This is a genomic window from Synechococcus sp. R65.1 (assembly GCF_047461755.1).
In the GTDB taxonomy this organism is placed as follows: Bacteria; Cyanobacteriota; Cyanobacteriia; order Thermostichales; family Thermostichaceae; genus Thermostichus.
The window spans coordinates 92,178-104,364 of the sequence record NZ_JANSHU010000002.1; the positions used below are offsets into that span (position 1 = coordinate 92,178).

7 protein-coding genes and 1 pseudogene are annotated in these 12,187 nt (G+C 61.3%); 4 read left to right on the forward strand and 4 right to left on the reverse strand.

Translation table 11 applies throughout. The annotated features are described in order from the left end of the window. Nucleotides 1-10 precede the first annotated feature (10 nt). Nucleotides 11-1,474: a cryptochrome/photolyase family protein gene (locus tag NW814_RS02140; RefSeq protein WP_414405033.1), complete on the forward strand. Its 1,464-nt coding sequence runs from the start codon at nt 11-13 to the stop codon at nt 1,472-1,474. Nucleotides 1,475-1,601: 127 nt separating this feature from the next. Here NW814_RS02140 and NW814_RS02145 read toward each other — a convergent pair whose 3' ends face one another. Further along, nucleotides 1,602-2,936, reverse strand: a complete 1,335-nt coding sequence (locus NW814_RS02145; protein WP_414405034.1) for an alkaline phosphatase — start codon at nt 2,934-2,936, stop codon at nt 1,602-1,604. Nucleotides 2,937-3,169: 233 nt separating this feature from the next. Further along, nucleotides 3,170-5,542 carry a DUF3488 and DUF4129 domain-containing transglutaminase family protein gene (locus NW814_RS02150; protein WP_414405035.1) on the reverse strand — a complete coding sequence of 791 codons (2,373 nt, stop codon included), beginning with the start codon at nt 5,540-5,542 and terminating at the stop codon, nt 3,170-3,172. Between the two features lie 198 nt (nt 5,543-5,740). Between NW814_RS02150 and uvrA the strand changes: the two genes are divergently transcribed. Next, the gene (gene uvrA, locus NW814_RS02155; protein WP_414405036.1) at nt 5,741-8,641 is read left to right on the forward strand and encodes an excinuclease ABC subunit UvrA; all 2,901 of its coding nucleotides are present in this window, start codon (nt 5,741-5,743) and stop codon (nt 8,639-8,641) included. 114 nt (nt 8,642-8,755) lie between these two features. On the opposite strand, the gene hemW is transcribed toward uvrA, so the two are convergent. Next, a complete protein-coding gene (gene hemW / locus NW814_RS02160; protein ID WP_414405037.1) occupies nt 8,756-9,949 on the reverse strand; it encodes a radical SAM family heme chaperone HemW in 1,194 nt (397 codons plus the stop codon). Between the two features lie 35 nt (nt 9,950-9,984). Here hemW and hisH point away from each other — a divergent pair, with 35 nt between their 5' ends. Further along, complete coding sequence (hisH, locus tag NW814_RS02165) at nt 9,985-10,629, forward strand: imidazole glycerol phosphate synthase subunit HisH (RefSeq protein WP_414396764.1); 645 nt, start codon at nt 9,985-9,987, stop codon at nt 10,627-10,629. Nucleotides 10,630-10,651: 22 nt separating this feature from the next. After that, nucleotides 10,652-11,113 (forward strand): annotated as a pseudogene (locus NW814_RS02170) (EVE domain-containing protein). Nucleotides 11,114-11,182: 69 nt separating this feature from the next. On the opposite strand, the gene surE reads toward NW814_RS02170, so the two are convergent. Continuing rightward, nucleotides 11,183-11,962, reverse strand: a complete 780-nt coding sequence (gene surE, locus NW814_RS02175; RefSeq protein WP_414405038.1) for a 5'/3'-nucleotidase SurE — start codon at nt 11,960-11,962, stop codon at nt 11,183-11,185. Nucleotides 11,963-12,187: the final 225 nt, after the last annotated feature.

Genomic DNA, 12,187 nt, shown 5'->3' on the forward strand with positions numbered 1-12,187 from the left:
TTGGCCTCCTATGACTTCCCTAGTTCTCCTCTGGCATCGCCGCGATCTGCGCCTAGGAGACAACACAGCCCTCCATGGGGCAGCCCAGCGCAGCCCCCAGGTAGTGCCGGTTTTCGTTTTCGACCCCCAACTCCTGCAGCGGGCAGACATGGCCCCAGCCCGGGTGGCGTTTCTGCTCCAGGCGTTGCAGGAGCTGCAGGAGCGCTACGCCCAGATGGGGATCCCACTCCTGTGGCGGCGGGGAGATCCAGCCGTGGAGCTGCGGCAGTTGGCCGCCGAGCTGGGAGCGCAGGCCGTGTTTTGGAACGAGGATCTGGATCCCTGGGCTCGGCAGCAGGAGAGTCGGGTGCGGGCCAGCTTGGCGGAAGCTGGGATCCCGTCTTTTTCTTACCAAGATATGCTGCTGCACGGGCCAGGGGAAGTGTTGACCCAGGCGGGGGAGCCCTACTCGGTTTTTACCCCTTTCTGGCGCCGCTGGTCTAGCTTGCCCAAGCCGGATCCCTTCCCCATCCCAAAGAGTCTGCAGTCGGTGTCAAGCCTGAAAGCCCAACCTCTGCCCAGCTTGGCGGATCTGGGCTTTGTCTGCAGTCAGCGGATCCCGGCCGCGGGTGAGAGTGTGGCTCAGAGGCTTCTAGAGGATTTCTGCCAGGGCCTGCGCATTTTCGAGTACGAGCGAGCCCGCGACTTCCCCGCCGAGCAGGGCACCTCCCTCCTCAGTCCCCACCTCTGCTGGGGAACCATCGGCATTCGGCGGGTGTGGCAGGCCACCTGTGAAGTGGAAGCGGAGGCCCGCAGCGAAGAGGCCGAGAGCAGCCTGCGCACGTGGCGGCAGGAGCTGTGCTGGCGCGAGTTTTACAAGCATGTCTTGGCCCACTGGCCCCATGTGGAAAGCGGAGCCTACCGACGAGCCTTTGATGCGCTGGAATGGGACAACCGCCAGGACTGGTTTCAGGCCTGGTGCGCCGGGCAGACAGGCTACCCCATTGTGGATGCGGCCATGCGCCAGCTCAACGAAACTGGCTGGATGCACAACCGCTGCCGCATGATCGTGGCCAGCTTTTTAACCAAGGATCTCCTCATCGACTGGCGCTGGGGGGAGCGCTACTTCATGCAAAAGCTTGTAGACGGGGATCTGGCTGCCAACAACGGCGGCTGGCAGTGGAGCGCCGGTGTGGGCACGGATCCCAGGCCCCTGCGCATCTTCAACCCAGCCACTCAGGCGGCCCGCTACGACCCGGAGGGGGAGTATATCCGCCGCTACCTGCCGGAGCTAGCGGGGCTGGATACCCCAGCTTTGCTGTGGGTGGGGAATGACCCCAAGGGATCCTGGGCTCTGCAGGAGCGGCGGCGCTGCGGCTACCCGGATCCCCTCGTGGATCACAAGGTGCAGCAGCAGGAGTTCAAGCGGCGCTACCAGGCAGTGCAGCACGGCCACTCTAAGCCCGCTCAAGGCAGTCTTTCTCCTCCTTTCTGACAAGACGTGGCAAGGACTCCTCGTCACTCCCAGAAGCGCTCCGCGCCGCCAGCAGGCTTGCGACAGCGTTGCGTAGCAATAAGAAAGGGGATCCGAGGGATCCCCGCCAATCCCCACTTGCTTGAGACTACCGCCTTAGCTCGCTGGGGATGCGCTCCCCGAAGAGCACGAAGTAGAGAATCCGATAAATGTCCGTGTTCAGGATCCCGGTGGTCGGCACCAACTCTCGAGCGTTCAAGCCCGCAGCGCGAGCAATGACTCCACTGCCCACATCGTCCTTGCTGGCCCAGGAGATGCCAAAGGGAAAACGCTTGCCATTTTTGTCCGGAGCGGAGAGGAAGGGCTTTGTGCCAGTGCCGTCCACCCCGTCAAGGGGAGCGCCGCTTTCGTCAGTGGGCGGCAGAGGATTATCGGCAGACTCGACATCCACCAACTGCATGCCACCGGCATTGCTGTCGCTGGTGGTGATCATGAAGGTCTTGGGATTCTTCTCGATAAAGTTGAGAATCACCCCGATGGCATCGTCGGCCCGCTTCATGGCCTCCAGGCAGCCAGAGGCATTGAGGTTGTTGCACATGTTATCAGTGCCCTCTTCTTCGATGACAGCCAAGAAGCCCTTGGGATTGCAGGAGATCCGCTCCAGGGCAAATTCGGTCATCTCGGCAATGGTGGGGGCGCTGGCGATGTAGTTGGGCAAGTTTTCTTTCCGCAACTCTTCTTCAGGCTTGTCGTAGAAGGTGTCCTCGACGTTGAACACCCCCAAAACCTTGGAGACATCTGCCGGCAGCTTGAGCAGCTCGTCGCGGGTGTAGACAACGGCGTACCCCTTTTTCTTGGCCTCCTCAATCAGGTTGCGGCCATCCTTGCGCTTCCCTTTGCCAAAGCGGCCCTGGACACCTTCCGGCAGCAGCCATTCCTCGCCACCCCCCAGGATGATGTCTACCCCTGACTCCACCACCTGCAGGGCAATCTCCTCATAGTCGCTGCGCTTGGCAACTTCGGCAACGAAGGCAGCCGTCCCCGGCTCAATGATGGATCCCGTTTGCACCAGAGCCGTACCCAAGCCTGCCGCCACAGCCTCTTCCATGATCGTGTTCAGGGTGCCGTTGGCAGAGGGGTACTCTTTGCCGTTCGGATCCAACCCAAAGCTCTTGGCGTGGACACGGGTTCCCGTGGCATGGGTCACCGCTCCGGCGTTGGAAGTTCCCCCAAGCTGGTCGAGATGGTGCCCGCGATAGGGGGCAATCACGGGGAGACGATCCCAGTTCAGAAAGCCATCGGGGCCGTAGTAGAGAATGCGCGTGATGTCCCAGTGGGAAGCTGAGGTTCCATCTGGGTGAAAGAAGATTGCACCGTTGCCGGTTGGCTTAGGCGCCGCTTGAGCCACACTAGAGGAAAAAACTGACGAGGACAGCAGACACAAGGTTGCAGCCAAAGCCGCCCTCAGAGAATAGCTACGCATAGCTAACACGCCCTTGCTCGTTCAAAGCTGAACGTCAAGGAAAGTAACACAGCCTTGAACAGTTAGCAAGAGCGCGCGCAAATGCTCCTGCAGAACTTACCTGCAGCGACAATCCGCCTCTCAGGTCTACTACTTGGCCGGGGCAGGTTGCGAGGTCTATACCTAGAGTTAACTATCTCTTAACTGCCTCATAACGTCAAGGCTTCTCGTAGAGCTTTATAGCCGTCTTCCAGTCAAGCTGTTCTTTTGGGAGCAGGCGTCGAACTCTTGGCCTGCCAGGACCGCCTAAGCTGTCTAAGGTGGTGTTGCCAACGCTGCAGTTCCCCGGCTTCCAGCGGGATCCCGCCAAAGCGTACTTCCAGGTAGCGCTGCAGGAACCGGATGGCCAGTTCAACCTGAGGCAAGTCGGCCTGGCGCAAGTGTTCTAGGCAAGCTTCTGGCCCTAGGTGGGCGGGGATCCCCACCGCCGTCGCCAGATCCCGCAGTTGCAGATAAAGCCTTGAGATGACCTGGCGGCGCCGCTGGGACTTGGGCAGGGCTGCCGGCAGCCAGCGCATCCCGGCAAAGGCCAGACTCGGCAGCAGGATCCCAGCTATCCAGGTGGGCCAAGGGGGGGATGGCTGCCACAGGGATCCCATCACCACTCCATTGGCGGCTGTGGCCAAGAGGATCCATCCCCCATCCTGCCAGCGCACGGCCTGGTAGCGGCGGCGGCGGCCCCAGTAGGCCGTGAAGCCAGTGATGACCATCACCCCCACCAGCGGCAGGCCGTTTTGCTGCAGCGTTTGCCCCCAGCCCACCAGGCTGCGGCGGAAGACGGCGACGACATCCTCTTGCTTTTGGGGAGCAGTCACGCGGCTGGCCAGCTCCTGAATCTGCCGCCAGATCTGCCGCTGGGTGGATAGATCGTACTGGATGACGTACTTAAACCAACGGAAGCGCAGGCTGTCGTAAAAATCTTGCAGGGGATCCCACCAGCTTTGCCGCTGGCTGACATTGGCCTCGGGCGGCGTGGCGTCGAAGATGATCCATCCATAGGGGCCAAAGGGGATCTCCGTCCACGAGTGGGCATCGGCGTTGCGCACCGCCAGGTACTTTTCCTGCGCCACCCAGCGCCCGCCCAAGAAGCCATTGACCACGCGGGCCGGGATGCCGAGGCTGCGGGCCAGCACCGTCAGGGCGGTGGCAAAGTATTCGCAGTGGCCGCGGCGGTGGGTAAACAAAAAGGCCTCCAAAGGCGGCTCGGCCCCGGGATCCGGCAGATCGGTGGTGTAGGCGTAGTTCTCCAGCAGGTAGTTCTGCAGAGCCGCTACCTTGCCAAAGACGTCGGGGATCCCAGCCGTGATCTCCTCTGCCAAGGCGGGAATGCGCGGATCCAGCTCTGCCGGCAACTGCAGGTAGGCTGCCTGCTGGGCTGGGTCAAGCGCACTCAGCAGCTCCTCCTGGCTAAGCTGGCGCAGGCGGGGCCTTAGATCCTGGGGGATCCGGCTCACGGCACGGTAGAGATAGGGCATCCGGGGGGGCAGAGAATGGCTGACATCTCCAGTCTCGCGCAGGAGCAGGCGGCGGTTTTGCCATTGCCACCTCTGCTGTGGAGTCATCGCCCCACCTCGATCCAGCCATTCCACCTCCACCAGCGGCGCCACCCCAAAAACGGTGTTGGTGTCCAGCGGATCTAGGTAGATGAGCTGCTCCAGCGGAAAGAACTGCAGGTCGGAGGCAGCAGGGATCAAGGGGGAGGCCGAGAGCTCAAAAACCCCTGCCGCGTTGGGGAAAATCGAGAGCGAGCGATCCAGCGTCCGCGACCAAGCCCGCCCGTCGTAGCGATCAAAGCTCATGCCACGCCAGTAGAGAGACTCCACCTGGGGCGGCACCCCTGCCGGGAACTCCACCCGCATGACAACGGTGTTGTCAGTCTTGAGGGTGCCGAACTCCCCCAGGCTGACCTCTTCGGCAAAGCCAGTGGTCATCACCGGCGAACGGGCCTGCCGGCCTAAGATCCCCAAGCCGACGCGCGGAAATAGGAAAAACAAAGCCACTGACAGGACCATGGCCAGCAAGGCCAGGGATCCAAGAAACCCCAGAAAGCCAAGGTCGATCCTGCGGACTTGGCTGGCCGCCTGCGGGTGCTGCTCGGCTTGGAGGCGCAGATGATAAAGGGTGAGGTTAACTAGCCCTACCCCCACGTAAAGCAGGAAGAGGAGTCCAAAGCTGATATCTTGGTTGAACAGGGTGGCAATCGCCATCAACAGCAGCGACAACACCGCCAACTGGATGTAATCTGCTGCCCGCTCCCGCTGAAACAACTTGGCCCCCGTTAGGTAGAGCACCAGGCCAATGGCCCCATCCGAAAGCTGTAGGAAGCCCGAGAGCACCAACGCCGCCAAGCTGACCAACACGCTCACCGTCAGCGGCATCCAGAGGGGCGCATAGCGGGCAAAGCTAATCCGGGGTGGCTCCCAGAACCAACTGCCCACCCCCGCCGCCAAGCAGAGGGCGATAGCCGCCGGCGACAGGGCCTGATCTCCAAGGCAGAGGGCCGTGAAGGCGATCCCCACCAGCAGGTAGATGAAGACTTTTTGGACAGCAAGCAGCGGCCAGGTCATGGGCTAGGTTGCTTCGGGATCCCTCAAGTGGCCCTTCCAAGATAGCCAAGTCTTTTTCCTTCTCCTGCCCACGATAGACCCAGCTTGCCGGCACCCCTTCTCGATTGGAGAGGACAGACTTCTGGCGCGGCACTAGAATCGTTAATGTTCCTTAACTTTCGTTGTTTTTCGACCTGCGCTGCGCACAGAGGGGACGAGATGTCCGGCCAGAACGAAATCCACGTGGTGGGGGCGCGGCAGCACAACCTCAAGAACATCGAGCTGCGGATCCCGCGCAATGGCCTGGTGGTGTTTACGGGCGTCTCCGGGTCCGGCAAATCTTCGCTGGCTTTCGACACCATTTTTGCCGAGGGGCAGCGGCGCTACGTGGAGTCCCTCAGTGCCTATGCGCGGCAATTTCTAGGGCAACTGGACAAGCCGGATGTGGATCGCATCGAGGGCTTGAGCCCGGCCATTGCCATCGACCAAAAGTCCACCAGCCACAACCCCCGCTCCACGGTGGGCACCGTTACCGAGATCTACGACTACCTGCGGCTGCTCTACGGGCGGGCTGGGATCCCGCACTGCCCCCATTGCGACCGGGTGATCGCTCCCCAGACGGTGGATCAAATGGTGGATCAGATCCTGGCCTTGCCGGATCGGACGCGCTTTCAGCTGCTTGCGCCTGTGGTGAGGGGGAAAAAGGGCACTCACGCAGCGCTCCTGCAAAGCCTGCGCCAGCAGGGATTTGTGCGGGTGCGTGTCGACGGCCAGGTATGGGATCTCAGCGAAGAGATCACCTTGGACAAAAACAAGACCCACACTATCGAGGTGGTGGTGGATCGGCTGGTCAAGGGCCCCGACATGGCAGAGCGGCTGGCCGATTCCCTGACCACCTGTCTGCGCCAGTCGGGGGGACTGGCGGTGGTGGAGCTCTTGCCTCGGGAGGAGGAGCGGGAACATCTGTTGCAAAAAGTAGCCGAGGTGGCGGGGCAGTACCTCAACGGCAAGCCGACGGAGCTGATCTTCTCTGAGCAATTTGCCTGCCCCGAACATGGCTCGGTGCTGAGCGAGCTGTCGCCGCGGCTATTTTCCTTCAACTCGCCCATTGGCGCCTGTCCTGTCTGTCACGGCTTGGGCTTTGAGCCCATCTTCGACCCCGACCGCATCGTGCCCGATCCCAAACTTCCCCTCTACGCGGCCATCGCACCTTGGGCCGAGCGGGAGAACCCCTACTACCTGGCGTTGCTGGCAGGGGTCGCCAAGGCCTTTGGCTTTGACCTCAGCAGCCGCTGGTGCGACCTCACGCCCGAGCAGCAGCAAATCCTCCTCTACGGCACCGACCAGGAGATCTACGTTGAGGCAGAATCCCCCTACCGGGGCCGGGGCTACTACCGTCGCTACGAAGGGGTGATCCCGCAGTTGCAGCGGCACTACCAAGAAACCACCTCCGAGACCTACCGGCAAAAGCTGGAAACCTACCTCACCTACCGCCCCTGTGCGGCCTGTGGGGGGGCTCGCCTTCGCCCTGAGGCCCTGGCAGTGCGCGTCGGCGGCTACCGTATCACCGATCTCACCGAGGTCTCTATCCGGGAGTGCCTACACCGCTTAGAGCATTTGAAGCTCACCCCTCGCCAGGCGCAGATTGCCGAGCTGGTGCTGCGGGAGATCAAAACCCGGCTGCAGTTTTTGATCGATGTGGGCCTTGACTACCTCACCTTGGCCCGCCCGGCCATGACCCTTTCGGGGGGTGAAGCGCAGCGGATCCGGCTGGCTAGCCAGATTGGCTCTGGCCTGACGGGCGTGCTCTACGTGCTAGACGAACCCTCCATTGGCTTGCACCAACGGGATAACCACCGCCTTTTGCAGACCCTGTTTCGCCTACGGGATCTGGGCAACACCCTAATCGTGGTGGAGCACGACGAAGAAACCATCCGCGCCGCCGACCACATCGTGGACATTGGCCCTGGAGCTGGCATTCACGGGGGAGAAGTGGTGGCCCAAGGGTCTCTAGCCAACATCCTGGCCTGCGATCGCTCCATGACCGGAGCTTACCTTTCGGGGCGGAGGCGGATCCCTACCCCTGCCCAGCGCCGACCGGGGAAAGGGGTTGCCCTCAAGCTCACCAATGCCCACAAAAACAACCTCAAGCACATCGATGTGGAGATCCCGCTCGGCAAACTAGTCTGTGTTACGGGGGTCTCCGGCTCCGGCAAGTCCACCTTGGTCAACGAGTTGCTCTACCCTGCCCTGCAGCACTACCTTGGCCAGAAGGTGCCCAAGCCGGCGGAAATGGGGGAGTTACACGGCATTGAACACATCGACAAGGTTATTGTCATCGACCAATCCCCCATTGGCCGCACTCCTCGCTCCAACCCTGCCACCTACACGGGTCTGTTTGATCCCATCCGCCAAGCCTTTGCCCAGACTCGGGACGCCAAAGCCAGAGGCTATCAAGCTGGCCACTTCTCCTTCAACGTCAAGGGCGGGCGCTGCGAAGCCTGCAAAGGGCAAGGGGTGAACGTGATTGAGATGAATTTCCTGCCCGATGTGTATGTTACCTGCGAAGTCTGCGGCGGCAAGCGCTACAGCCGCGAGACCCTCCAGGTCAAGTACAAGGGCAAAAACATCGCCGAAGTCCTGGATATGACGGTGGGAGAGGCGCTGGAGTTTTTCGCGGCCCTGCCCCCTGCGGCCAAGATCCTGCAGACCCTGGCCGATGTGGGCCTCGACTACATCAAGCTGGGTCAGCCGGCTCCAACCCTCTCGGGTGGAGAAGCCCAGCGGGTAAAGCTGGCCGCAGAACTGGCCCGCCGCTCCACCGGCAAAACCCTTTATCTACTGGATGAACCCTCCACCGGCCTGTCGTTTTACGATGTTCACAAACTTTTGAACGTCCTGCAGCGGCTGGTGGATGCGGGCAACACCGTGCTGGTGATCGAGCACAACCTGGACATTCTCCGCTGTGCCGACTGGATCATCGACCTGGGGCCGGAAGGGGGCGACCAGGGCGGCCAGATTGTTGCTGTTGGCACCCCGGAAGAAGTAGCCGAACACCCGGGATCCCATACAGGGCGGTACCTGAAGCAGGTTTTACAACACCATCCCCCCGGCCAGTGAGCACCCCTTTCGATTGGGCTGCTGCTTTTCAGGACCCAGCAGCTCTGAGCTTCACCCACCGCTTGGGGTTGCCTCAGGCTCATTTCAAGAAGCCCGTTTCAAGTCAACTGCAACTTAAAACAACAGCTCCTCAATAATCTCGTTGGAAAACAGCCAGCCCTCGGGCGGGACTAGCCGTAGCCGTCCCCCTTCGCAACTGGCCCAACCTTTTTCAAAGTAGGGATCCAGCCTCTGCAGAGCCTGCTTCACTCTCTTGCTGCCAAAGCGCTCCTGTAAAGTTGCCAAATCCAGCCCTTCCTGGAGGCGCAGCCCCAACATCACCGTATCCATCCAGATTTCTTCTAGAGAGGCTGGCGGCGGGAGGGGGTGAACTTGGGCTTTGACCTGTTCAAAATACTTGTGGAGAGTCCTCGGCTGGTGAATGCGCCGCCCTCCTTCGTAGCCGACAGATCCCATGCCAAAGCCAAAGTAGGGGCGATTTTCCCAGTACACCCGGTTGTGGCGACAGGCATACCCAGGGCGGGCAAAATTGGAGATCTCGTAGTGGATATAGCCTGCCTGGGTGAGGAGACGCCGGGCCATCAAGTACATTTCAACGGTCGCCTCTTCGCTGGGCAGGGGCGCCTCTCCCGGCCGGTACAGCCGGCCAAAGCGAGTTTCGGGCTCGAGGGTGAGATCGTAAACGGAGACGTGGGCCGGGTTGATTTCAAGAACAGCTTGCAGCGACTCCTGCCAATGTTCCAAAGTTTGGTAGGGCAGCCCGAAGATCAAATCCAGGTTGAAGTTCTCAAAGCCCACCGCCTTCAAGTCGGCCACAGCTTCATAAATTGCTTCCACTCCGTGTAGGCGACCGCAGGCGGCCAGCAGCTCTGCCTGAAACGCCTGGGCTCCCAAGCTAATGCGGTTGACCCCCAGGTCCCGGTAGCCCGCCAACTGCTCCCGCGTCAAGGTGCCGGGGTTGGCCTCAAGCGAAATCTCGCAGTCGGGATGAAACGGGATCCGCTCCCTAAGTTGAGCCAAGATCCGGCCCAATTGCTCCACCGTCAGCAGGGAGGGAGTGCCGCCGCCGAAAAAAATGCTGGTCAAGGGTTGGGGATCCCCGGCCAAATGGCGGTAGCGATAGGTGCCGCCGATCTCCTGGCAGAGCCTCTGCACATAGGTTTCTATCAGCTCGCGGGTGCCCAGGCCAGTGGCAAAATCGCAGTAGTGGCAGCGCTGCCGACAGAAGGGGATGTGCAGGTAGGCAGCCTTCGGCCAGCCAAGCTGAGCGGAGGGGGTCAGCTCTTCCGTAGGTGCTGCGACTGCCATAGAACCACTCTACTGATAGGCCCTTGAAAGGATCCATGAAAGCCGTGCGCCTGGCGGTGATCGACTATGATGCCGGCAACTTGCATTCAGCTTGCAAAGGGCTGGAGCGGGCCGGGGCCGAGGTGCAGCTAGTAACAGAGCCGGACGGCCTAGAGGCTTTTGATGGCGTCGTCCTGCCGGGAGATGGGGCTTTCGACCCAGCCATGCAGCAGTTGCGGGCGCGGGGCTTTGTGGAAGCCCTCCGAGCGGCAGTGGAGCGGCAGCAGCCCTTCCTGGGCATCTGCCTTGGGCTGCAGGTTTTGTTTGAAAGCAGCGAAGAGGGAAACGAGCCAGGGCTGGGCATCGTGCCAGGACGGGTGCAACGCTTTCGACCAGAGCCAGGCCTGCGCATCCCCCACATGGGCTGGAACCAGTTGCACCTCACCCAGCCCCAGTCTCCCCTTTGGGCAGGGATCCCTGACCAAGCCTGGGTCTATTTTGTTCACTCCTACCACGCGGTGCCCCACGACCCAAGCTGGGTGGCCGCCACCACTCAGCACGGCAGCCAAACCTGTGTGGCCGCCATTGCCCGCGGCGCTGTGTTGGCCACCCAGTTTCACCCGGAAAAGTCCGGCCCGGTTGGTTTGAAGATCTTGCAAAACTTCGTGGACTTTGTGGCCGGATCCCTGGCCCGCACCTAGACCTCGGCTTTTCCCAAGCCCCATGAACTACTGGCTGATGAAATCGGAGCCCAGCGTCTACAGCATCTGGGATCTGCAGCGGGAGGGCCAAACTCTCTGAGACGGCGTGCGCAACTACCAAGCCCGCAACTACCTGAAGGCTATGCAGCCTGGGGATCGCGCCTTTTTCTACCACTCCAACGCCAACCCTCCCGGCATAGCCGGCTTAATGGAGATCGTGGAAACCCAGGTGGTGGATCCCAGCCAGTTTGATCCCACCAGCCCCTACTACGATCCCAAGTCAACCCCTGCAGCTCCCCGCTGGTACACGGTGCGAGTGCAATTCGTTGCTGCCTTTGAGCGCTTGATCCCTTTGGCCCAGTTGCGGGCCACTTTTACCCCTGCAGAGCTAGAGGTGGTGCGGCGGGGCACGCGACTGTCGGTGATGCCCGTTCCCCAGGTCGTGGCAGAACGGCTGCTGGAACTGACAGCCTTTTCCCCCTAGTCCTACGAGGCTAGGGCGAGCCAGCTAGAGGCCTCTTGGCCCCTGGCAAGGGGATCGACTGCCAAAGCTTCAAGAGCCAAAGGTTGAGAGTCCCCAGCGCTGCAGGCTGTCGAAAGCTGCGTAGGCCGTCAGATCTGGCTGCAGGGGCGTAATCGACACGTAGCCCTCGGCAACTGCCCGCACATCAGAGCAGGGATCCACCTCCTCTTCCACCACCTCTCCTGCCAGCCAGTAGTAAGCCTTGCCGCGGGGGTCTACTCGTTTCTCGTAGAGATCCGTGTACTTGCGCCAGGCCAGGCGGGCCAAGACCATGCCGCGTATTTCAGCTAGCCCCAGCGGCGGCACGTTGACGTTCAACAACATTGGCTTCTCTAGGGGCTTCAGGCTCAGCTTCTCCAGCAGGGTCAGCACCACCTGGGCCGCCGGCTGAAAATCCTGGTGGGTAAAGCTGGCCAGGCTCACTGCCAGGCTGGGGATCCCTTCCAACAGCCCTTCCATGGCCGCTGAGACAGTGCCGGAGTAGAGCACATCGGTGCCCAAGTTGGCCCCCTGGTTGATGCCGGAAATCACCCAGTCGGGAGGATGCTGCAGCAGGCCATCCAAACCCAGCTTGACGCAGTCCGAAGGTGTGCCTGAACAGGCCCAAGCTTGCACCTCTGGCGGAAACCCCTCCCGCACCGGCTCTAGCCTTAGAGGTTTGTGCAAGGTTAGGGCATGGCCCGTGGCCGAGCGCTCCCGATCCGGACAGACCACCGTTACCTGGTGCCCGCCTATCTGAGCCAGCGCTGCCGCCAAACACCGCACCCCGGCCGCTTGGATGCCGTCATCGTTGCTGACGAGAATGTTCATCAGTGCCACCCCTCACCCATCCCTGGCCATCCTTCCCTTCGACCAAGCTCGGCTGCCTCCATGATGCCCTCTGCTGCCAAGCCTACAGCCGGCCGGAAGCCAAGACAAAGCCTGAGAAGCGCAGCCTAGCATGTTATCATTGAGTGTAGTCTTACGAACAATATCCGTAGAGGTACGGTGTCGTTCAGTAAATCTTGAGGGTCATTATGAAGCTAAGGTAAAGCT

Coding starts and splice junctions, on each gene's coding strand:
- NW814_RS02140 (WP_414405033.1), top strand. CDS start 11: ATGACTTCCCTAGTTCTCCTCTGGCATCGCCGCGATCTGCGCCTAGGA.
- NW814_RS02145 (WP_414405034.1), bottom strand. CDS start 2,936: ATGCGTAGCTATTCTCTGAGGGCGGCTTTGGCTGCAACCTTGTGTCTG.
- NW814_RS02150 (WP_414405035.1), bottom strand. CDS start 5,542: ATGACCTGGCCGCTGCTTGCTGTCCAAAAAGTCTTCATCTACCTGCTG.
- uvrA (WP_414405036.1), top strand. CDS start 5,741: ATGTCCGGCCAGAACGAAATCCACGTGGTGGGGGCGCGGCAGCACAAC.
- hemW (WP_414405037.1), bottom strand. CDS start 9,949: ATGGCAGTCGCAGCACCTACGGAAGAGCTGACCCCCTCCGCTCAGCTT.
- hisH (WP_414396764.1), top strand. CDS start 9,985: ATGAAAGCCGTGCGCCTGGCGGTGATCGACTATGATGCCGGCAACTTG.
- surE (WP_414405038.1), bottom strand. CDS start 11,962: ATGAACATTCTCGTCAGCAACGATGACGGCATCCAAGCGGCCGGGGTG.